We start from the raw sequence: 22,409 nt of genomic DNA, 5'->3' as shown, positions 1-22,409 counted from the left end.
CCTTCCGTCGGGTCGAGGACCGTACGGCTACTTCTTCTTGCCCGAGGTGAACTCCTCGTACGCGGACAGGACCTCTTCCGTGGGGCCGTCCATGCGCAGTTCGCCGCGCTCGAGCCACAGCACGCGGTCGCAGGTGGTGCGGATCGCGGCGTTGCTGTGGCTGACCAGGAAGACGGTGCCGGCGTGCTGGCGCATCTCCTGGATGCGGGCCGCCGATCGCGCCTGGAACCGCGCGTCACCGGTCGACAGCGCCTCGTCGATGAGCAGAACGTCGTGGTCCTTCGCGGCGGCGATGGAGAAGCGCAGCCGGGAGCCCATGCCGGAGGAGTAGGTGCGCATGGGCAGGGAGATGAAGTCGCCCTTCTCGTTGATGCCGGAGAAGTCGACGATCTCCTGGTAGCGCTCCTTGATCTGCTCGGGCGTCATACCCATGGCCAGGCCGCCGAGGTAGACGTTGCGCTCGCCGGTCAGGTCGCCCATCAGGGCCGCGTTGACGCCGAGGAGGGAGGGCTGGCCGTCGGTGTAGATCTTGCCGTTCTCCACCGGCTGCAGACCCGCGATGCCCTTGAGCAGGGTCGACTTGCCGGAGCCGTTGGTGCCGATCAGGCCGACCGCCTCGCCCTTGTAGGCGACGAAGGAGACCTTCTTGACGGCGTGCACCATCCGCATGCCCGAGGCCTTCGCGGCCTGCTTGGGGCGCATGATGCGGTTGAGGGCGGCGGTGGCGCTGCCCCGGCCGCTGCCGGTTCCGTTGATCCGGTAGACGATGTCGACGTTGTCCGCGATGACGGTGGGGGCCCGCTCGTCGACGGGCGCGGCGGGCGCGGTGCGTGTTGCGTTGTCTGCGATGTCAGCCACGGCCGTACGTCTCCTCAGCCTTCCAGAAGTAGATGAAGCCACAGACGCCGGCGAGCACCGCCCAGCCGGTCGCGATCAGCCACACGTGGGGCGGCAGCTGGCTGGCGTGGAAGCTGTCGATCAGCGCGAAGCGCATCAGGTCGATGTAGACGGCGGCGGGGTTGGCCCGCAGCAGGTCGCCGACCCAGTTCGGCATGCCGTGGTGCTTCTCGATCAGGTTGTCGATGCTCCACATGACGCCCGAGATGTACATCCACGTGCGCAGGACGAACGGCATCAGCTGGGCGATGTCCGGCGTCTTCGCACCGGCCCGGGCCATGATCATCGAGACGCCCGCGTTGAAGACGAACTGGAGCGTCAGCGCCGGGATGACGAGGACCCAGGACAGCGCCGGCGGCACGCCCACCGCGAACAGGATGATCACCAGGGCGGCCATCGAGAACAGCAGCTGCTGGAGCTGCTGCAGACAGAACGAGAGCGGCAGCGCGGCCCGGGGGAAGTGCAGGGCCCGTACCAGGCCGATGCTGCCGGAGATGGCGCGGGTGCCCGTCATGATCGAGCTCTGGGTGAACGTGAACACGAACACGCCCGTGACCAGGAACGGGATGAAGTCCGCCACGTTCTTCTTGGTCTCCAGCAGGACACCGAAGATGAAGTAGTAGACCGCCGCGTTCAGCAGCGGGGTCATCACCTGCCAGACCTGGCCCAGCTTCGCCTGGCTGTACTGGGCGGTGAGCTTGGCGGTGGCGAACGCGGTGATGAAGTGGCGGCGCGCCCAGAGCTGGCGGATGTACTCCGGCAGGGGAGGGCGGGCGCCGCTGACCGCCAGGCCGTGCCGCTCGGCCAGGGCTGCGAGCTCGCCGGGACCGTAGGCCGGTGTCTGGGGCGGTGTGTGGAGGACCTGACTCACATCCGCTGCTTTCACTCGGGGGAGGGGGGTTGCGGGCGCCGTTTCCTTAAGTCGTCCGACGTTTTCTTACGTTTCTCTTCACGTTTTCTTACGTCAGGACGGGACCGTATCGTCGCAACGTGAGAGTAGGCCGAGTTGACGTCGGAACGCAACCGTATCGTCGTAACGCCCTATGCTGGTCGGCATGACGACGAACGCGACGAACGCCGAAGGACCCCAGGTGCGCCCGCGCCGCCGGGCGCCCGCGGGTGCGGCCGTGCTCCGCGAGGAGGTGACGGAAGCCATCCGGGCCGCCGTCTTCGAGGAGCTCGCGACCGTCGGCTACGCCCGGATGTCCATCGAGGGCATCGCCCGCCGCGCCGGAGTGGGCAAGACCGCGGTGTACCGCCGCTGGCGCTCCAAGCTGCACCTGGTCCTCGACATCGTCTCGATCATCGCCGTGCAGGGCCTGCCGGCCCCGGAGACCGGCAGCCTGGAGGGCGACCTGCGCATGCTCTACGAGGTGACCTCGCGGGCGTTGCGCCACCCCGTGGCCTCGCAGATCATCCCGGACCTCCAGGCCGAGGCGGCCCGCAACCCCGACATCGCCGAGGCCATGCAGAAGGCGCTGAAGGAGGGGCAGGACGGGGTCGCCCTGAAGATCGTCGCGGCGGCGGAGCAGCGCGGGGAGATCCGTGCGGGGTTCAACGAGGAGCTGGCGCTCGACCTGATCTCGGGTCCGCTTTACTGGCGTTCGGTGGTGATCCGCAGCCCGAAGCTGCCCAAGGGGTATCTGGGCGCGCTGGCTCGGGCGACCGCCGAGGCGATCAAGGCGCTGTAGGCATCGAGACGCGGTGCGCCTTGGGGTGCTGCAGGCATCGAGACGCGGTAGGCGCTGCAGGAGTCGAGGTGGCATGAGAGTCGTGATAGCCGAGGACAACGCCCTGCTCAGGGAGGGGTTGGTCCTGCTGCTGACGTCTGCCGGGCATGAGGTGGCAGCTGTCGTCGGCTCCGGCCCCGAGGTGCTGCCGGCGTTGCTGGAACACCGGCCGGACGTGGCGGTGCTCGACGTGCGGATGCCGCCGGGCTTCCGCGACGAGGGGCTGCGGGCGGCCCTGGAGGCCCGCGGGAAGATCCCCGGCCTGCCGGTGCTGGTGCTCTCGCAGTACGTCGAGGAGTCCTACGCCGCCGAGCTCCTGGGCGGGGGCGCGAGCGGGGTCGGCTATCTGCTGAAGGATCGCGTGGGCCGGGTGGACGAGTTCCTGGACGCGCTGGAGCGGGTCGCCTCCGGCGGTACGGCTCTGGATCCCGAGGTCGTCACCGAGCTGATGACGCGCCGCCGCGACTCGCCCCTGGACTCGCTCACGCCCCGCGAGCGCGAGGTGCTGAAGCTCATGGCCGAGGGCCGCGACAACACGACGATCGCCGACACCCTGGTCATCACCGAGCGGTCCGTCAGCAAGCACATCGGAAACGTGTTCCTGAAACTGGGCCTCCCGGTCGGCGACACCGGCCACCGGCGCGTCCTGGCGGTGCTGGCGTACCTGAACAACGCCTAGGACAGGCCTGGGTGCACCGGGGCTCCGGCCGGCCGGTGCGCCAGGGCGGTGAGTTCCGGCAGGCGCAGGACACGGTCGCCGTCACCCGGCAGAGGGACGTGCAGGACGGCCGTCCACGGCGGCCAGGGTGTCGGCGTCGCCGCCGGGAACCGGCTGTGGTCGTCGCCGAGAACCGGCCGTGGGTCGTCGCCGAGCCGTACGCGCTGCGCTCGCGCCGGCTCTGGGTCCGTCGTTCGGCTACCGGTTCTGCGGCGTCTCCTGCAGCTCCTGGGTCTCTTCCGTCTCGTGCGAGGCCGCCGCGTCGAGCGCCACGGTGAGCTGGTCCAGACGCTCGCGCAGGACGCCGATCTCGGAGAGTTCGAGGCCGGTGGCGCCGAGGATGCTGCGCGGCACCTCCAGGGCCCGCTCGCGCAGGGCCGTGCCTTCCTCGGTGAGCCGCACCTCCACCGAGCGCTCGTCACGAGCGCTGCGCTCACGGCGTACCAGACCGGCCGTCTCCAGCCGCTTGAGCAGCGGAGAGAGCGTGCCGGAGTCCAGGCGCAGGTGTTCACCCAGCTTCTTGACGGGCAGCGGACCCTCCTCCCACAGGACCAGCATCACCAGGTACTGCGGATAGGTCAGCCCGAGATCCTTGAGGATCACGCGGTACACGCCGTTGAAGGCGCGCGACGCGGCGTGCAGGGAGAAGCAGATCTGACGGTCCAGGCGGAGCCAGTTCTCCGTGGCGTACTCCTGGCCGACGGCGGGCAGCGGGGTGGGGACGGAGGCGGTCATGTCTCCAGGATAGCTCTTACCCGCAATTTAGTTGTGCCCAATTAAATTGTGTGCTCTACTTATCTCCGTCGGGCGGCCGGACCGGGCCGCCGGAACAAGATCTGAGAGGGATGGTTTTCCATGGACGCGCTCTACACCGCTGTCGCCACCGCCACCCACGGTCGCGAGGGTCGCGCCGTCTCCTCCGACGGCAGGATCGACCTCGCGCTGGCCATGCCGGCGGAGCTCGGCGGCAACGGCGAGGGCACGAACCCGGAGCAGCTGTTCGCCGCCGGTTACGCCGCCTGTTTCGGCAGCGCCCTGGGCCTCGTCGGTCGCGCCGCGAAGGTCGACGTCAGCGACGCCGCGGTGACGGCCGAGGTCGGCATAGGCAAGCAGGGCGAGGGCTTCGGCCTGAAGGTCACGCTGCGCGTGGAGCTGCCCGACGCCGTGGACGAGGAGACCGGCCGCAAGCTCGTCGAGCAGGCCCACCAGGTCTGCCCCTACTCCAACGCCACCCGCGGCAACATCGAGGTCGACCTCGTCGTCGAGTAGTCAAGGCCCCTCCGGCAGTCAAGGCCCCTCCGGCAGTCCAGGCCCCTCCGGCAGTCCAGGCCTCTCCGGCGGGACGTCAGCGGCGGGGGGGGGGGGGGGGGGGGGGGGGGGGGCCGCCCCCCCCCCCCCCCCCCCCCCCCCCCCCCCCCCCCCCCCCCCCCCCCCCCCCCCCCCCCCCCCCGGCGCCGCGGGGGGGGCGGGGGGGGGGGGGGGGGGGGGGGGGGGGGCCCCGGGGCCCGGGCCCCCCCCCCCCGCCGTACCCGCCACGCCCGCAGCCACAGCGCGGGCACGCAGACCAGCACCAGCCAGAAGTGCCCGGGCACCCCTTGGGGCAGCCGCTCGGGCAGCGGATCCGCGCCGGCGATCCCGGTCGTCAGGGCGAGCGCGTCCAGGTAGGGCCTGAAGTACGCCGCCGTCAACGGCACCGCGGCCGTGAGCGCCCACCGGCTCATCGCGGCCGCCCGCCGCTCGCGCTCCCACCCGGCGACGAGCGCCGCCGCCCCGACCGCCGCGGCGACGAACGTCATCGGGTGCACGAGCAGGACCAGCGCGTACAGCGCCCCGACCCACGCGTACCCCCACCAGCTCGGCAGGCCGCTCGGACCGACGAACCGGACCGGGCACCGCACCGCGCCCGCGCGCGTGCCCGTCCACGCCCACGCCCAGCAGGTCAGCCCGACGGCCAAGGTCGACGGATGACCGAGGCCGCCGCCGTCCGGCCAGGACCCGTCGCCGCCCCACAGCAGTGCCAGGGCGAACAGGCCCAGGCCCAGGAGCGCGGCCCGGCGACGGTCCGTCAGCACACGCGTGAAACGGCCGATCCCGGTCAGCAACACCAGCAGGTTGAACGGGCCGGTCACCGCCGCGCGCCCCAGCGGGTCCCGCCAGTACGCGAGCGACATCGCCAGCCAGACCAGGGTGCCGAAGAACTGGTACGGCGTCGGAGGCCGGAAGAGGCGGGCAGTGGGGCGCATTCCTCGCGTCTTCCCCCTCGCGGCCTCCTGCTCCCGGCGGCTAGGCCGCACGGCGGATCCGGACGCCGTCCCGCCGCACTCCCGGCGCCCCCGGGCGCCCACCGCTCCCCCGTGCGCAGATCAGCCGTACTCCCAAAGACGCGCCGATCGGTCTGCCTCTTTCTCTGTCTCGAAGCGCGAACCTCGAAGCGCGAACGGCGTTCAGTGGCTGTCGGCGACGGGGCCGGTGGCCGGGTCGGTGGCCGGGTCGGTGACGGGGCCGGTGGCGGAGGGCTGGGGTGCGGGGGCGAGCGGGGTGCGCGCCGAAGGCACCGCCGCCGGCTGCTCAGCCCGCTGCGTCGCCGTCGCCGACTGCGCCGTCGACGGCGCCGGGCGGCGCTCGGCGAGCGGCACCACCGCGGGCAGCTCCGACTCGCCCAGCACGATCCGCCGGACGACCCGCTCGGCGGCGCGGCCGTCGTCGTGGGCGCAGAACCGCTCGCGGAACGCGGTCCGCAGCTGGGCCGAGCGGGAGCCGCGCCAGTGGCCGGTCGAGAAGATGTCGATCAGCTCGTCCTCGCTGCGCGCGACCGCGCCCGGGGCGAAGGTCCGCAGGTCGAAGTAGGTGCCGCGGGCCGCCTCGTACGCCTCCCAGTCGTCGGCGTGGATCACGATCGGGCGGTCCAGGTTGGCGTAGTCGAACATCAGGGACGAGTAGTCGGTGATCAGGGCGTCCGAGGCCAGACAGAGGGCTTCGACGCTGGGATGGTCGCTGACGTCGATGACGCCGGCCACCCGCCGGACCACGGGGGCCTCCTGCCAGTGGTGCGCGCGGGACAGCACCACGAAACGCGGGCCCAGGCGGCGCAGCACGCGTTCCAGGTCGAGGTGGGAGCGCTGGACGCGCCGGTAGTCACGGTGGGTCGGCGCGTACAGGACGGCGACCGTGTCGCGCGGGATGCCGAGGGACTCGCGCAGCCGGGCCACGTCCGCCGCCGTCGCCTTCTGGTAGACGTCGTTGCGGGGATAGCCGTACTCCAGGGTCTCGTAGCGTCCCGGGTAGACGCGCTCCCAGGTGAGGCTGGTGTGGCGGTTGGCGGACAGCACGTAGTCCCACTTGTCGACGCCCTTCAGCAGCTCGTCGAAGTCCATGTCACGGGCTGCCGCCGGGCGTTCCTGGAGGTCGAGGCCCATGTGCTTGAGGGGCGTGCCGTGCTGGGTCTGCACGAAGACCTGGCCGGGCCGCTTGACCAGCCGTCGGTCGAAGTCGACGTTGTTGACGAGGTACTTGGAGCGGGCCAGCGCCGTCCAGTAGGCGGCCGTGCCGGGGCGCACCTGGCGCGGGCCCGGCGGGACGGCCCCCTGGTGCTCGGGCCGGGCGATCCACGCCGTGCGCACCTGCGGGACGAACGTGCGGAACGCCTCCTCCAGCGCGCCCGGGTTGCAGCTGTGCCCGCGCCCCCAGTACGCGGCGAACACGGCCCGGTCGGCGCGCAGCGGCAGCCGCAACTGGACGCGGTAGTAGGCCTGTAGGACGGCCGCCCGCAGGGCGCGGGACAGCTTCGAGACCGCCTTGTGCGTGCGCCGGCGCACGCGCATCGACACCTGCAACAGCCGGTAGGTGCGGTGCACGCCGAAGTGGACCAGGGCGTGGCGCAGCCGCGAGCGGTGGGGGTGCCCCCACTTGAGCGGAGCCGAGAGCGGGGGAGGGACCGACGCGCCCGGGACGCGGTAACGGCGGTAGTGGGCGCGGGCCCTGCGCAGGAACTCGGCGCGCGAGTCGCGCGGGAGCCGGTCGCGCCTGGTGAAGACCGTCGACAGGTGGTCGACCATGCGGCGGAACAACACCGGCCGCCACTCGGCGAGTTCGGGCCGCCGCTCGACGAACGCGAAGACCCGGTCGTACTGCTCGAAGATGTCGAGGTGCCCCCGGCTGGTGGTGGACAGGGCGGTGCCCTGGCGATGCCGGCGGTGGTGCACGCAGACGCGGTCCAGCGTCGCCAGCGTCCGCGCCGCCAGCAGCGCCGGGTACGTCCACGGAGCGTCCTCGTAGCGGCCGGGCGGGAACGTGAGGCCCTCGTGTTCGACGAACTCCCGCCGGTAGGCCTTGTTCCAGGCCGCCGGCAGGACGCTCAGCAGCCCCGGGCGGTCCGCCAGCCGGAACGGCGCCGGGCCCTCCTCGGAGAGCAGGTCGGCGCACTCGTTGCGGACGGTCTCGCCCGTCCAGTGGGTGCTCGCGTAGTCGTAGACCAGGACGTCCGGCTCGCCCGTCTCCTTCAGCCGGTCGGCGATGGTGCGCAGGGCGTCCGGGGTGAGTGTGTCGTCGGCGTCGAGGAACAGCAGGTAGTCGCCGCCCGCCTGCGCCAGCCCCGCGTTGCGGGCCTGCCCCAGACCCACGTTCTGCGGCAGGTGCACGGCGCGCACCCGCGCGTCACGGGCCGCGAACTCGTCGATGATCTCGCCGCAGGCGTCCGGCGAACGGTCGTCGACGGCGATCAGTTCGAGATCGGCGTACGACTGGGACAGCACCGATTCGAGGCACTCGTGCAGATACGCCTGAACCTTGTACGCGGGGACGATGACACTGAACCTGGGCAAGGCACATCCATGGGTCGGCGCGGGCGGGGGACAGGGCCTTGCCCGGAAACGGCCAATGGGGTGAATTGGTTACGGTTCGTGTGGCATACAGGGGATTGTGCGTGAGGGGATCGTGGGTGAACGGAGAGGGGCGGGCCGATGACTCGGCCCGCCCCTTCCGGCTTTCCGGGGTTACTTGACCGCGCCCGCCATCACGCCGGACACGAACTGCCGCTGGAACGCGAAGAACACGGCCAGCGGGATCACCATCGAGATGAACGCGCCGGGCGCGAGCACGTCGATGTTGTTGCCGAACTGCCGTACCTGCGTCTGCAGGGCGACCGTGATCGGCTGGCTGTCGGCGTTGGTGAACACCAGCGCCACCAGCATGTCGTTCCACACCCACAGGAACTGGAAGATGCCCAGGGACGCGATCGCCGGGCCGCCCAGCGGCATCACGACCCGGGCGAACAGCCGCAGTTCACCGGCCCCGTCGAGGCGGGCCGCCTCCAGCAGTTCGCGGGGGATCTCCGCGAAGAAGTTCCGCAGCAGGAACACCGCGAAGGGCAGCCCGAACCCGACGTGGAACAGGATCACGCCCAGAATGTTCCCGAACAGACCGATCTTGCCGAACAGTTCGGCGATCGGGATCAGCGCCACCTGCACGGGCACCACCAACAGCCCCACGACGCCCAGGAACCACCAGTCGCGGCCCGGGAACTCCATCCACGCGAACGCGTAGCCCGCGAGCGAGCCGATGACGACGACCAGGACCGTCGCCGGCACCGTGATCAGCACGGTGTTGACGAGCGAGTTGGTGATGTCGCTGTTCTCCAGGAGCTTCTGGTAGCTGTCGAAGGTGAGTTGGGAGGGCTGGGAGAACACCTTCCACCAGCCGCTGGCGCTCATGTCCTCGGGAGCGCGCAGCGAGGAGATCAGCAGTCCGATGGTCGGCACGAGCCAGAACAGGCCGACGATGATCAGGAAGACGCGGACCAGACCGCCGTTCAGCTTGTCCATGACCCATTCGAGCCGCTTCGTCATCGCCGCACCTCCCGCCTGAGCCGACGCACGTTACTGCTTTCACCTGGGGGACGACCCTCAGACCCCCAGCAGAAAGACAGGAGCACGCTCACCGCCTGACCTCCCGCCTGAGCCGACGCACGTTGAACCACATCACCGGGATCACCAGCAGCAGCAGGAACACCGCGATCGCGCTGGCGATGCCGGGCTGGTCCTCGGAGAAGCCCTTGCGGTACAGCTCCAGGGCGAGCACGTTCGCGTCGTCCTGCGAGGAGCCCGGGGCGATGATGAAGACCAGGTCGAACACCTTCAGCACGTTGATCATCAGGGTGACGGTGACGACCGCGAGGACCGGTGCGAGCAGCGGCACGGTGACCCTGCGGAACACCTGCCACTCGCTGGCGCCGTCGACGCGCGCGGCTTCCAGCAGTTCCCGCGGCACACCCGCCAGACCGGCCGCGATCAGCACCATCGCGAACCCCGCCCACATCCAGATGTACGAGCCGATGATCGACGGCGTGACCAGCGAAGGGCCCAGCCAGTCCAGGCCGTTGTAGGCCTCCTTGAAGTTGCTCGCGGGGAGCCGGAGCTGAGCGCCGTCGGCCTTGGCGGGGAGGCTGAAGGCGCCGTCGGCGGCGGCCTTCGTGGACGCCACCACCTTGCCGTCCTTCACCGCCTCGATCTTCATCCCGGCGTAGCCCAGCTCGGACGGGTCGGGCGCGCCGAGCGTGCCCACGCCCTTGCCGCGGGTGAAGTCCTGCCAGGTCGTGCCGGTGACCTTGTCGCCTTCGGGCTGGGCCCGGACGGCTTTCTTCGCGTCGTCGGGCATCTGGTCGGGGGCGACGCCGACCAGGGGGAGGGCGACCGGGACGCCGGCCTGGACGGGCGTCCTGGTGATGAAGCCGCCCTGGTCGGCCCGCAGCGGCGACTCGCGTCCCGGATGGGCCTTCGGGAACGCCGACGCCTGGGCGAACGTGTCGTGGACGCCCACCCACACCGCGTTGGCGACGCCCTTGTCCGGGTCCTGGTCGTAGACCAGCCGGAAGATGATGCCGGCGGCCAGCATGGAGATCGCCATCGGCATGAAGACGACCAGCTTGAACGCGGTGCCCCAGCGCACCCGTTCGGTCAGCACCGCGAAGATCAGCCCGAGTGCGGTGGCGACCGTCGGCGCGAACACCACCCAGATGACGTTGTTCTTCAGCGCGGTGCGGATGCCGTCGTCGGTGAAGAGGGCCTTGTAGTTGTCGACGCCGGCGAAGCCGTCGCCGGACTGGTCGTAGAAACTGCGCACGACCGAGTACCCGATCGGGTAGACCACGAGCGCGCCGAGCAGCACCAGGGCGGGCAGCAGGAACAGCGCTGCCACGGTCCTGCGGGTGCCGGTCACGCTCTTGCGTGAGCGAGGAGGGGCGGGGGCTCCGGGAGCCCCCGCCGCCGCGGGCGTCGCCATCGCCGGGTCAGTTCCCGTACGCCGTCGCCGCGTCCGACTCCAGTTTCGCCTGGGTGCCGGCCACGTTCGTCGGGTTCTTCAGGAAGTCCTGCAGGTCCTTCCACTCGCCCTTGCCGGGCGTGCCGCCGAAGGCCTGCGGGGCCTGGTCGGACATGTCGAAGCGGAAGTCGTCGCCGGCCGCGATCAGCGCCTTGGCGATCGTCTGCTGCACCTGGTTCGGGTACACGGAGATGTCGACGCTCTTGTTCGGCGAGAGGTAGCCGCCGAGCTTGGCCTGGATCTCCGCCGCGTCCGGCGAGGCCAGGAAGGTGGCCAGCGCCTGCGCGCCCTTGGAGTCCTTCAGGATGACGGCCGCGTCGCCGCCGGACACCACGGGCGCGGTGGCGCCGACCGTCGGGAACGGGAACACCTTGGCGTCCGTGCCGACCTTCGACTTGGTGTCGGCGATGTTGACCTGCACGAAGTCACCCTCGTAGACCATGGCCGCCTTCGGCTGGTCGCCGCCGGTGAAGGTCTGGGTCACCGAGGCCGGGAACTCGGTCTGCAGCGCGCCCTTCGCGCCGCCCGCCACCCAGTCCTTCTTGCCCCAGATCTGGGCGAGCGTGGTCAGCGCCTCCTTCACGGAGGGGTCCGTCCACTTGATCTTGTGCTGGGCGAGCTGGTCGTACTTCTCCGGGCCCGCCTGGGAGAGGTAGACGTTCTCGAACCAGTCGGTGAGCGTCCAGCCGTCGGCGCCGCCGATCGAGAACGGCGTGACACCGGAGTCGTACACCGTCTGCGCGGTGGCCAGCAGGTCCTTCCACGTCTTGGGCTCAGCCGCGCCCGCGTTCTCGAAGACCTTGGCGTTGTACCAGACCAGCGACTTGTTCGCGGCCTTGTAGTAGACGCCGTACTGCTTGCCGCCCACCTTGCCGATGTCCTGCCAGCCCTGCGAGTAGTTCTTGGCGAGCTCCGCCTGGGCCTCGGCGCCCAGCGGTTTGGCCCAGCCCTTGTCGGCGGCCTGCTTGATGGCGCCGGGCTGCGGCAGCATCGCCACGTCCGGCGGCGAGCCGCCCGCGATCTTCGAGCCCAGGAAGTTGATGATCGGGTCCTGTGCGGGCACGAAGGTGATCTTCGCGCCGGTGCGCTTCTCGAACTCGGCCAGGACCTTCTTGAAGTTCGCCTGCTCGGTGCCGGTCCAGACGGCGGCCACTTCGAGCGTGGTGCCGTCGAGCTTGGGGAGGGTGAGAGTGCTGCCGGACTCCTTGGTCCCGGTGCTGCTGTCGCTTCCGCCGCTCTTGTCGTCATCGCTGCTGCACGCCGTGGCCGAGAGTGCGAGGGCCCCCGCCAGGAGTGCCGCGGCTGCTTTCACGGTCCTGCGTGTCCGGATGGTGTCGTCGCTGGTGCTGCGCATCACTGCCCCGTTCTTCGTTCCTCGTCGAACGTTGAGCGCTGTCCCGTGGGCACTGGTCTACGCCGGGACCCATGCCTCGGCAAGAGCGCCCCCGCTGTCAAGCGGGGGATCGTGACCGCGTCGTGATCGGCGGGCGCCGCTCCTCACACGCCGGACGGGCTGAACGGGGCGCGTTGGCGTGCCGCCCGCTCCAGGGCGCTGGCCAGCAGGGCCAGGTCCGTGGGGCCGTTGCCCAGTTCTCGGACCGGTCTGCGGGTCGGGGGGTCGCCCATCCGGGGCCACTCCAGGGGGACCACCGTGGGGCGCAGCGTCGCCGTGCGGGGGATACGGCCCGTTACCCGGCCGCCCTGGAACGGGGTGAGGCGGCCGTCCGCGCCCTTGAGGCGGCCTCGGCCCGGCGCCGGTTCGTCCGCGCCGGAACCCGGCGGGTCGAGAGTGATCCGAACGGTGGACATGCGGGCCGGCTCCGACTCCGCCGTACGGCCTCCGGGGCCGGCCGCCGCCACCAGGTGCACGCCGAGCCGCTCGCCCTCGCGGGCCACCGCCTCCAGCGCGCGCATGACGGAGCCGGCGGCGGGCCGGCCCGGGGAGCCGAGAGCGGGGGCGACGAGGGCGTCCAGGTCGTCGACCACGACCACCAGACGGGGCAGCGGCGACGCCGTCTCGGTGCGTTGCCGGGCGGCCGCTCCCGGGCGCAGACGGAGGGTGGTGCTGGGCGGCGCCTCCAGGTCGGCGGCGCCGGACCCGGCTGTGCCGGCGGTGCTGCCCGGTCCGGTTCCCGGGGGCGGGGTGTGCGGGGTGCGTTGCGGGACGATGCGGCCGGAGACCGCGCGGTGCGTGTGCCACTCCGCGAAGTGGGAGCGGCCCAGCAGCTCCGCCCGACGCTTCAGCTCGGCGCTCAGCGACTGCGCGAACTCCCGCATCCGCACCGGGTCGTTGGCGGTGAGGTGGGTGGTGACATGCGGGACGTCCGTACAGACCTGAAGGCCGTCGCCCGGGCCGCCGCTGCCCTTGCCGACGGTGTCGCGGCCGTCCAGCAGGATGACGCCCAGCCGGTCCGGGCGCTCGGCGGCGGCCAGCGAGGCGACGACCGCCCGCAGCAGCTCCGTGCGCCCGCTGCCGGTCGGGCCCTCGATCAGCAGATGAGGGCCCTCGGCGACGAGGTCCACCCCGACCGGGCCGCGCGGACCGGCGCCGAGGACGGCCCGGACCCGGCCGCCGAGCGCGTCGGAGTCGTCCGCCGCGTCCGCCCAGCGGGCCATCAGGGAGGCGGGCGTGGCCCGGGCGAGGCCCAACTCGTCCAGGAGTCGCGCCGCCTGGGGCAGCGGCGCCGACACACGCGTGTGCCGCTCGCCGCCGGCGGCGCCGTCCGGGCGCAGCGGTGCGAGGGCCCGCGCGAAGCGTTCCGCCCAGGCCAGGGAGACCGCGTCCACGGCGCCGACCGTGCCGGAACCCACCGGGCCGGGCCGCTCCGTCTCCGCGCCGGCCCGCGCGACCCGCAGCAGCCGCAGCGCCGTCGCCACGTCCCCGCTGAGCAGCGCGACCGCCCCGCACGCGCGGAACGTGGGCGCCGCCGCGCAGGCCGCCTCGTACATCTCCGTCACCGGGGCGGCAGGGGAGGCCGCGGGCGTCTCGGCGAGGCAGACGACGTGGATGCCCGCGCGCGGACCGGCCACCGCGAGTCGGCTCACGGCTTCCCGCAGGTCGGCGCCGCCGGGGTCGCCGTCCACGACGACCACCGTGTACGGGCCGGGGAAGCCGCCGCCCGTCGAGTCGTCGGCCACCGCCCAGGAGGGACGCCGGGCGGTGCCGCGGGGCGGGGGCGCCTGCGCCGGCGTCGTACCGCTGTCCACGCCGCTCGCGCTGTCGGAGAGATGGTCCTGAAGGCGGCGCAGGAGTTCGTCGGTGCGGGCCGTGGCCTGGTCGCGGTCGTAGGCGAGGAGGAGACGGCAGTCCTGGCCGTGCCCGGGCCGCAGCTGGGGCAGCCAGCCCAGCCAGGACCACTCGGCGATGCGCTCCTCCTCGGAACGCGCGCGGTCCGCGCTGATCAGGACGATTTCCAGGACGTCGGGGGAGTGCAGCGCGGCGAGCTGGGCGAGCACCGCGCGCGCCAGCCCCGACAGCCGCGGGCGCGGCCCGGCCAGACCGAGCGCGCCGACCTCGCGCAGCCCCGCCGTCACCGGGACGGCGGGCAGCAGGCCCGAGCCGTCCGGCGCCGGCCGGTCGGCCGTGGCCAGCCGCACGGTGAGCGCCTCCGGGTGCCCCGGGCCCCGCTCCCACAGCCTGGGGCCCGGGCCCAGCGCCGTCAGCAGCAGCGCCGCCGGGTCCGGCCAGGTCTCGGGGGCGGGCGGCGGGACGGCGGCCGACGGCTGCGACTCGGCGCCGGCCGGCTCGTCGTCGTGGTCCCCCGGGGCGGCCGTCTCCTGGTCGCCCCCGCGGCCCCCGGCCAGCCGCCGCGCCCACGCGGAGAGCCCCCCGCGTTTGCGCACCCCCGGGGGCACGTCGGTGCCGCGCAGGGGGGTGCCTTTGCGGCGCGAGGCGCTCCGGGAGTCGGTGTCAGGGCCGCCGTCGGGGCCGTCGGGGCCGTCATAGGGGGAGGCGAGGGAAGCGGGGGAAGCGGCGGGCGGCTGCTGCGGGGTGGGGGAGGCGTGGGACTCATGGGAGCCGTGGGAGGTGTGCGGCCCGCGGAAGTCGTCCTCCGCCGTTGCGAACGAGCCGAGGCCCGAGCGGCCGCCGTGGGTCGCCGGGGCGTCCATGGAGCCGCCCCCCGCACCCGGTGCGCCGCCCGAGGGGACGACTCCCGGCGGGGTCCGGCGTCCGGCGTCAGCCGTGCGCGCCTCGCTGTCGCCGCGTCGGCTCTCGATGCGCGGCGCGGCGCCCTGGTCCGGCACCAGCTGCGTCTCCCGGGAGCCGCGCAGGCGCTCGCCCCGGGTGTCCGTCGTGCCGCTCCAGCCCACCGTGCCGTAGGCGTGACCGGTCGGACCGGAAGGGCCCCCCTGGCCGCCCGGCCCGCCCGCGGCCGGTGCGCTGCCGCCTGTCACGCGCGCGTGAGGCGTCTCCGCCGCTTCCGTCCCCCCGCAGGGCACCCGGACATGACCCTCGCCGTCCGGGGTCGTCGCCACCCGGGGGCCCGGGCCGCCGGGCGGGGCCAGGCGCAGGGCCGACTCGCCGATGCGGAGCAGGGCGCCGGGGGTGAGGCGGACGGGGCGGGACTGTACGGGCGTGCCGTCCAGGGCGGTGCCGTTGGTGGAGCCGAGGTCGGCGACCGTGAGGCGGCCGTCGGGCGAGAGCGTCACCGCGCAGTGCAGACGGGAGACGTCCGGGTCGTCGAGAGGCACGTCGGCGTCGGCGGAGCGGCCGACGCGGACCTGGCCGCCGTGCAGGAGGTGGACCCCGCCCGCGTCGGGCCCGGCCACCACGTGCAGACGGGCCGGGGCGTCGTCGACCTCAGGGTGCGGTTCGGGGTCGGCCGGGGCGCCCAGGGACAACACCGCGCCGTCGATCAGCGGGGGCTCGCCGAGCGTGCAGCGCTGGGTGTCGAGCCGCTCCACGCCCGCGTACAGCACGACCGCCGCGGCGGACGAGGACGACGCGGCGCCCTCCCCGGAGACCGCCGCGGCCAGCGCGGACGCCACCGCGGCCAGGGCCGTGCCGGCGGGCGCCGTGACCAGCACGTCGCAGCTCGCGGCCCGGCCCCGCGCCTCGGGGTGCGGGCCCTGCGGGTCTACGACGGTCAGCCGGATCTGCATCGCCGTCAGCGGTCCCTTCTGCACGGGCGCGGACTTCCCCCACCCCACACGAGCACAGCGGCCAGTACTGAAGGCATCCTCGCACCTGTCACTGACAACGCGCCCACCACCCGTTGGCAAGTGATCTTGATTGGTCGGCTCTGCCCGCAAAAGTGCCTGACAAGTGCGTCACCGATGATCAGTTGAGATCGGTCACGTCCGGCTCCGGCAACCAGGAAGACCGAGTCACGCGTCTTTCCTTCGCACCAGGACGACAGCCCGCTGTCCGTACGTCGGCACTACAGTGGGTCGGAACACGGACAGACAGGTAAGCAAGCAGCAGGGAGCGCGTGACGTGCGGCCAGTCGGCAGCAAGTACCTGCTCGAGGAGCCGCTCGGACGCGGCGCCACGGGCACCGTCTGGCGAGCCCGCCAGCGCGAGACCGCGGGCGCCGAGGCGGCCGTGCCCGGCCAGCCCGGAGAGACCGTCGCGATCAAGGTCCTCAAGGAAGAGCTGGCCAACGACCCCGACGTCGTGATGCGCTTCCTGCGGGAGCGGTCCGTGCTGCTGCGGCTGACCCACCCGAACATCGTCCAGGTCCGCGACCTGGTCGTCGAGGGCGATCTGCTGGCGCTGGTCATGGACCTCGTCGAGGGCCCCGACCTGCACCGCTATCTGCGCGAGAACGGCCCCTTCACGCCCGTCGCCGCCGCCCTGCTCACCGCCCAGGTCGCCGACGCGCTCGCCGCCAGCCACGCCGACGGCGTAGTGCACCGCGACCTGAAGCCGGCCAACGTCCTGCTGCGGCAGAACGGCGGGGAGATGCACCCCCTGCTCACCGACTTCGGCATCGCCCGCCTCGCCGACTCCCCGGGCCTGACCCGCACCAGCGAGTTCGTCGGCACGCCCGCGTACGTCGCCCCGGAGTCCGCCGAGGGCCGCCCGCAGACCTCCGCCGTCGACATCTACGGCGCCGGCATCCTGCTGTACGAGCTGGTCACCGGACGTCCGCCGTTCTCCGGCGGCTCCGCCCTGGAGGTCCTCCACCAGCACCTGAGCGCCGAGCCGCGCCGCCCCTCCACGGTCCCCGACCCGCTGTGGACGGTCATCGAGCGCTGTCTGCGCAAGAACCCCGACGACCGGCCGAGCGCCGAGAACCTCGCGCGCGGGCTGCGGATCGTCGCCGAGGGCATCGGGGTGCACGCGAACTCGATGCAGATCGCCGCCGCCGAGGGCGTCGGCCATGTGCTCGCGCCCGACCCCTCGCCCGCGACCGTGCCCGGCGGCGCCTACGACCCGAACGCCGCGACCAGCGTCCTGCCGCACACGACCGGCCCGGCGGGCGCCGCCGACCCCACCGCCGTCCTGCCGCACACGGGCGGTCCGCAGGGCGCGGCCGATCCGACGGCCGTCCTGCCGCCGGTGCCGCCGCACCAGCCCGGTCAGCAGGGACAGCAGGGGCAGCAGCCCGAGCAGCCGCACCCCTGGCAGTCCCAGATGCAGGGCGCCCGCGCCCGCAACGAGCAGACCCAGGTCCAGCAGTACCTCGACCCCGGCGAGGACCCGCTGCGCCGCCGCCCCCAGCGGCAGGTCAACCGCCAGCAGCCGCAGCAGCAGCCGTATCCCCCGCAGCAACCGCAGCAGCAGCGGCCTCCGCAGCGTCCGCACCAGCAGCAGCCCGGCTACGGGTACCAGGGGCAGCCGCAGCAGCAGTACGCGCCTCCGCAAGCCCAGCAGCCTCACCAGCAGCCCCAGCGGTACGCGCCGCCGCCTCAGCCCCAGCAGCCGCAGCAGCGGCCCGCGCCGGAGCCCCGGCAGCCGCGCGAGCCGCGGCAGCGCAGCGCCAACCCGATGCGGATCCCCGGGCTGGGCTGTCTCAAGGGCTGCCTGTTCACCATCGTCATCCTGTTCGTGGCCGGCTGGCTGGTCTGGGAGTTCAGCCCGCTGCAGGGCTGGATCGGCACAGGCAAGAGCTACTGGCAGCTGGTCACGGGTTGGATCGGCGACGTCACCGGGTGGATCAGCGACCTGGGCGGGAGCGGCGCGGACACCGGCGGGAACTGAGGCGTAGGCGGCCGCCATCGGCCACCGGTGGATGCCGATCGGCACCGGGTTCGCACCTTCCCTGACCGCGAGTTTGTGGACTTGTCGACATCTGACGGGTGATTTCCGTCTCCGCGGTGAAGGTTGGCTCTTCGGACGCGTACTTTGATGGGCAACACGCGTCTGTAGGAGCAGTCTTGGCACGGAAGATCGGCAGCCGGTACACCGCCCACCAGATCCTGGGACGGGGCAGCGCCGGCACGGTGTGGCTGGGCGAGGGGCCGGAAGGCCCCGTCGCCGTCAAGCTCCTGCGCGAGGACCTCGCCTCCGACGAGGAGCTCGTGGGCCGCTTCGTGCAGGAGCGCACGGCACTGCTCGGTCTGGAACACCCCCACGTGGTGTCCGTACGGGACCTGGTGGTCGACGGCAACGACCTGGCGCTGGTCATGGACCTGGTCCGGGGCACCGACCTGCGCACCCGCCTCGAACGGGACCGGCGGCTGGCGCCCGAGGCCGCCGTGGCGATCGTCGCGGACGTCGCCGAGGGCCTGGCCGCCGCGCACGCGGCCGGGATCGTGCACCGCGACGTGAAGCCCGAGAACATCCTGCTCGACATGCAGGGCCCGCTCGGCCCCGGCGGCTCGCACCGCGCGCTGCTGACCGACTTCGGCGTCGCGAAACTCATCGACACCCCCAAACGGACCCGCGCCACGAAGATCATCGGCACGCCGGACTACCTCGCCCCGGAGATCGTCGAGGGTCTGCCGCCGCGCGCCTCGGTCGACATCTACGCCCTGGCGACGGTGCTGTACGAGCTCCTCGCGGGCTTCACCCCGTTCGGCGGCGGCCACCCGGGCGCGGTGCTGCGCCGCCACGTCACCGAGTCCGTCGCCCCGCTGCCCGGCATCCCGGACGAGCTGTGGCAACTGCTCGTGCAGTGCCTGGCGAAGGCGCCGGCCTCCCGACTGCGGGCGTCCGAGCTGGCCGCACGGCTGCGGGAGCAGCTGCCGACGCTGGCGGGGATGCCGCCGCTGGACGTCGACTCGCCGGACCCCGAGCAGGAGGACGGCGCCGAGCCGCACGAGACCGCGCCCGCCGCGTCCGCCCCCGAGACCCCCTCCGGGAGGGTCCGGCGGGGCTCGGTCCCGCTGGTGCCGGGCGCGAAGCCGGACTCCAACCGCGACACCCACACGTCGATGCGCGTGCCCGCGCCGGACGAGCTGGCGGGCGGGGCGCACGGGACGGCCCGGGTGCCGAGGGCGGCCGGCGCACCGCGCCCCGGCTCGGCACGGAACCGTTCCGCCACGCGTCGGCGCCGGATCACGCTGGGCGTGGCCGCGGCGGCGCTGGTCGCCGCCGCGGGCATCGGCACCTGGGCGGCCACCTCGGGCGACGACGCGGGAGCGACCCCGCAGGACACGACGAGCACATCCTCTCCGACAACGCCGTAGAAGCACCGCCCGGCGTGCCTCTGCCGGCCGGTGTCTGAGCGGCGGCGCGCCGGATGCTCCTCCGGTGAGCAGGCCGGGAGTCGGTCCGGCTGGGGGATGTGGCAGTTTCGGCTCACACCGCCTTGCGGGGAACTGGTCCCGGCCCCCCCACCTCTCGGTCTGCGCGCTCGACGAGCAGGGGACCGTGTCCGGAGCCGACATCAGCGCCCGAAGCGGTGGCTCGGGAAACGGTGTGTCCACCGCCAGGAAGGGCCCGAACGGGAGTATCGCCCTGTTCTGGCATTCGATTTTGAGACGGCTCCCCTCGCCATACCTGCCGGATCTACCAGTGGCGCAGGATGTTCTCTGCGCAACAAAGGGCACTGCGCATGGTTATGCCGCCTTGACGGGAGGTGACGGAGAGCCTTTGGATGTGGGGAACTTGAGGAACATGTGACTGTGGGGGGCGCATCTCAGTGCAGGGCAAGCGGGGCGGCAGACGGTCAGCGAGATGTCATGCGCATGCTCGATGGCGGAGGTCCGGGGCTGCGACGGCTGCTTTCGCCGCCCTTTTGGCGATTCTGGTCACGCCCGCTCAACAGGGGGAGACGGCGCCGTCGGGTTCCGGATCGGAGCCGAGTTCTCGCCGGCCAGCCTGAAGGGCAAGAACGTTCTGGACGCCACGTTTCGGGTGACGGAACCCTGGGCGTTCCAGTGTGATCCGCGTTGGGTGGACCTGGTCCGTACGAACAACATCTCTTCCTCCACCACGTGGTCGACGCGGCCGGCGGAGCTGGACCTGATGGTGGACCGCAATGTCTCTGCCGGGCGTGGCTCGCTGTGCGACCCGGACCTGCCGGACGCGCCTATCGAGTTCAATGACAACCCGGAAGAGACGAACGAGAACCTGACGCCGACGGTGAAGAACTTCGCGGCGGGCAAGTTCTCCATGCTCACGTTCGAGGTGCGGGCACATGACGAGGCCGACGCCTCGGCGTGGAAGCGGTTCAGGAACGACGCCGTGATCGCGGTGAAGTACGTGGGTCTGCCGGCCACGCCCACTGAGGTCGGCGCGGTCACGGGCTCTTCCTATGTGTGCTCCAGCAGTTCGGCGTCTCCGAATGTGGTGTCCGATCCGACGCCGCTGGTACAGGGCAAGCCGCGAACCGCTGTCGGCGGTTCGGTCGGGGCAAATCTCCGCATCCGGTGGCACACGGAGAAGTACGACGGTACGACGTGGACGCTTGCCCACACGGACATCGACAGCCCAACCTCCGGCTATGTAGGGAACCTGGTCAAGCAGTCGAGGAGCTTGCCGACGCTACAAGAAGGTGTTCTGTACCGGCTAAGGGCCCTGACCCTTTCTTATTACGAGGATGGCAGTAACCGCCTGAACTCCGGTTACAGCACGCCCTGTTACTTCAAGGTCGATCCGACTGCGCCCAAGGCGCCGACGGTGACCTTCGGTTCCCCGTACACGGAGTGCACGACCAACGCATGCGCCGGGCAGGGCGGACCGGGCGTGAAGGGCATGTTCACGTTCGCGCCTGCGTCGGGGGAGACAAACATCGCTGCCTACCAGTACAGGCTGTCCCGTACGGATGCGTGGTCGGCAGACCAGGTTGGCTTGACGACGGCGGTCGCAATCACGCCGGAGAAGGCGGGCCTGACCACGTTGTATGTGCGCGCCAAGGACAACGTCGGCACCGGCCGCTACGGCGCGGAGATGGCGGTCGATTTCCTGGTGAGCGCCGGCGACGGGCCGGTCGGGCGGTGGCATTTCGGCGAGGCGAGCGGTGCTGCGCTGGACTCGGCGACATCCGACGGAGTGGACAACGCCACACTGGGCGGTGACGCAATGCGGGACGACAGAGGGCGCCGTGGGCTGATCACCCGTGACTCCCAGGGGCTTCCGCTGGAGACGTCGATCACTGATAGGGGATTGTCCCTCAACGGGTCCACTGCCTACGCACAGACGGGCGCCCCAGTACTCGAGACCCGCTCGGCCTACACCCTCTCCGCTTGGGTGCGGCTGGAACGTGACGACGTCAGTGCCGCAGTGCTCTCGACGAAAGACAGTGTCAGCAGCCCGTTCCTCTTTGAGTACGAGGCCAGTAAGAAGACTTGGTTCTTCGGTATCCGTCAGCCGGGCGCAACCGACTGGTACGCCGGCCAGTACGCGGTCTATCCGGCGCAGGTCGGCGTATGGACGCATCTGGCCGGTACCTACGATCCGGCGACGGGCAAGCTCATGCTCTACGTGGACGGCCGCAGGCAGTACCAGGGCCAGAGCGTGGAGGGCTCGTACCCGTCGACAGCACCATTGGATTTCGGTCGGCACCAGTTCAGCACAGGCCCCGGCTATTACTTTCAGGGATCGGTCGACGAAGTCTCCGTCTGGCAGCGTGCACTGACCGGACAGGAGATTGCTGAAGAGTCCCGGCTGCTGGTGTCCGGGGAGGAATTCGCCGGCGTTGAGTTGGTGGCGGACTGGAACGCGGAACGTGGCAGTGGCACGACCGTACCCGACAGTACTTCCGGGTACGGCAAGAGTCTGGCCCTGACGGGCGGCGCGGCGCTGGAAGACGGCACCATCGTGTTCGACGGGGTCGACGGCGCGGCGACCACAGTGGGTCCCGTGGTATACGAGCACGCCTCGTTCACGGTGACGACCCTGGTGCAACTGGATGCCGCGAAGATCCTGACCAAGGATGTGGGCTACATCGGGCAGGTACTGGGGCAGCGCACCGCGGACGGGTCCGCGTGGGGATTCTTCTACCAGCTGACCGGCAAACAGACCGTTTGGGACGAGGAGGCGTTGGAGGAACGGACCGTCCCGGTCGGCAAGTGGCAGTTCGGGCGACTCAACGATGACGGCAGCTTCTCGGCCGTTGCCTCCGACGATGTCGCCGAATTGGACAGCCCGGTGCGGCTGACCGGCATCTACGACGCGCTGGACGGGACGATCAGCCTCTACCTTGGGCACAACCAGAACGGCAGTGCCCAAGCCTTCACGGTCAAGCTCGGCAGCGGTGACTTCACGTTCGGTAAGGGCTTCGTCGCCGGCGCCTGGAAGCACTACCTGCCCGGCAGGGTATGGGAGGCGCGGCTCTGGGCCGGGGCCATGGCCAGTAGCGCGCAGCTGGACGAGAGCGTCGGCGACTGACGGGCGGTGGGGGAGGGCAGCTCTCGGC

At 71.8% G+C, this 22,409-nt stretch carries 15 protein-coding genes; 7 read left to right on the top strand and 8 right to left on the bottom strand.

The window, feature by feature from the left end; genetic code table 11:
- Positions 1-27: 27 nt before the first annotated feature.
- Positions 28-849 (bottom strand): ABC transporter ATP-binding protein, encoded by an 822-nt coding sequence (locus ACIBAF_RS22730; RefSeq protein WP_399465224.1) that lies wholly within the window; start codon positions 847-849, stop codon positions 28-30.
- Position 850: 1 nt separating this feature from the next.
- Complete coding sequence (locus tag ACIBAF_RS22725) at positions 851-1,768, bottom strand: ABC transporter permease (RefSeq protein ID WP_399465174.1); 918 nt, start codon at positions 1,766-1,768, stop codon at positions 851-853.
- Between the two features lie 172 nt (positions 1,769-1,940).
- Between ACIBAF_RS22725 and ACIBAF_RS22720 the strand changes: the two genes are divergently transcribed.
- Both ACIBAF_RS22720 and ACIBAF_RS22715 read left to right on the top strand, forming a co-directional pair.
- Positions 1,941-2,588, top strand: a complete 648-nt coding sequence (locus ACIBAF_RS22720) for a TetR/AcrR family transcriptional regulator (protein WP_399465172.1) — start codon at positions 1,941-1,943, stop codon at positions 2,586-2,588.
- Positions 2,589-2,661: 73 nt separating this feature from the next.
- Positions 2,662-3,306, top strand: a complete 645-nt coding sequence (locus tag ACIBAF_RS22715; protein WP_399465170.1) for a LuxR C-terminal-related transcriptional regulator — start codon at positions 2,662-2,664, stop codon at positions 3,304-3,306.
- Positions 3,307-3,543: 237 nt separating this feature from the next.
- On the opposite strand, the gene ACIBAF_RS22710 is transcribed toward ACIBAF_RS22715, so the two are convergent.
- Complete coding sequence (locus tag ACIBAF_RS22710) at positions 3,544-4,080, bottom strand: MarR family winged helix-turn-helix transcriptional regulator (protein ID WP_399465168.1); 537 nt, start codon at positions 4,078-4,080, stop codon at positions 3,544-3,546.
- Positions 4,081-4,200: 120 nt separating this feature from the next.
- Here ACIBAF_RS22710 and ACIBAF_RS22705 point away from each other — a divergent pair, with 120 nt between their 5' ends.
- Both ACIBAF_RS22705 and ACIBAF_RS22700 read left to right on the top strand, forming a co-directional pair.
- Positions 4,201-4,614 (top strand): organic hydroperoxide resistance protein, encoded by a 414-nt coding sequence (locus tag ACIBAF_RS22705; protein WP_399465166.1) that lies wholly within the window; start codon positions 4,201-4,203, stop codon positions 4,612-4,614.
- A 432-nt stretch (positions 4,615-5,046) separates the two neighbouring features.
- Entirely contained in the window at positions 5,047-5,313 is a 267-nt protein-coding gene (locus ACIBAF_RS22700; protein ID WP_399465165.1) for a hypothetical protein, read from the top strand.
- A gap of 476 nt (positions 5,314-5,789) precedes the next feature.
- On the opposite strand, the gene ACIBAF_RS22695 is transcribed toward ACIBAF_RS22700, so the two are convergent.
- The 5 genes from ACIBAF_RS22695 to ACIBAF_RS22675 form a co-directional block, all read right to left on the bottom strand.
- Entirely contained in the window at positions 5,790-8,165 is a 2,376-nt protein-coding gene (locus ACIBAF_RS22695; protein ID WP_399465163.1) for a CDP-glycerol glycerophosphotransferase family protein, read from the bottom strand.
- A gap of 171 nt (positions 8,166-8,336) precedes the next feature.
- Positions 8,337-9,188 (bottom strand): carbohydrate ABC transporter permease, encoded by an 852-nt coding sequence (locus tag ACIBAF_RS22690; protein WP_399465162.1) that lies wholly within the window; start codon positions 9,186-9,188, stop codon positions 8,337-8,339.
- An 88-nt stretch (positions 9,189-9,276) separates the two neighbouring features.
- Positions 9,277-10,620, bottom strand: coding sequence for a carbohydrate ABC transporter permease (locus ACIBAF_RS22685; RefSeq protein ID WP_399465160.1), 1,344 nt, complete (start codon positions 10,618-10,620; stop codon positions 9,277-9,279).
- Between the two features lie 7 nt (positions 10,621-10,627).
- Positions 10,628-12,013: an ABC transporter substrate-binding protein gene (locus tag ACIBAF_RS22680; protein ID WP_399465158.1), complete on the bottom strand. Its 1,386-nt coding sequence runs from the start codon at positions 12,011-12,013 to the stop codon at positions 10,628-10,630.
- A gap of 143 nt (positions 12,014-12,156) precedes the next feature.
- The gene (locus ACIBAF_RS22675; protein ID WP_399465223.1) at positions 12,157-15,762 is read right to left on the bottom strand and encodes an FHA domain-containing protein; all 3,606 of its coding nucleotides are present in this window, start codon (positions 15,760-15,762) and stop codon (positions 12,157-12,159) included.
- A gap of 334 nt (positions 15,763-16,096) precedes the next feature.
- Between ACIBAF_RS22675 and ACIBAF_RS22670 the strand changes: the two genes are divergently transcribed.
- The 3 genes from ACIBAF_RS22670 (at position 16,097) to ACIBAF_RS22660 (ending at position 22,381) form a co-directional block, all read left to right on the top strand.
- On the top strand, positions 16,097-17,806 hold the full coding sequence (locus tag ACIBAF_RS22670) for a serine/threonine-protein kinase (RefSeq protein WP_399465156.1): 1,710 nt from the start codon (positions 16,097-16,099) through the stop codon (positions 17,804-17,806).
- A 176-nt stretch (positions 17,807-17,982) separates the two neighbouring features.
- Positions 17,983-19,236, top strand: a complete 1,254-nt coding sequence (locus ACIBAF_RS22665; RefSeq protein WP_399465154.1) for a serine/threonine-protein kinase — start codon at positions 17,983-17,985, stop codon at positions 19,234-19,236.
- 508 nt (positions 19,237-19,744) lie between these two features.
- Positions 19,745-22,381: a LamG domain-containing protein gene (locus ACIBAF_RS22660; RefSeq protein ID WP_399465152.1), complete on the top strand. Its 2,637-nt coding sequence runs from the start codon at positions 19,745-19,747 to the stop codon at positions 22,379-22,381.
- Positions 22,382-22,409 lie beyond the last annotated feature (28 nt).

It is taken from the genome of Streptomyces sp. NPDC051677, assembly GCF_044453465.1.
Taxonomy (GTDB): domain Bacteria; phylum Actinomycetota; class Actinomycetes; order Streptomycetales; family Streptomycetaceae; genus Streptomyces.
Note: the sequence above shows the minus strand (reverse complement) of the source record. Positions and strands in the feature narration are given on the sequence as shown.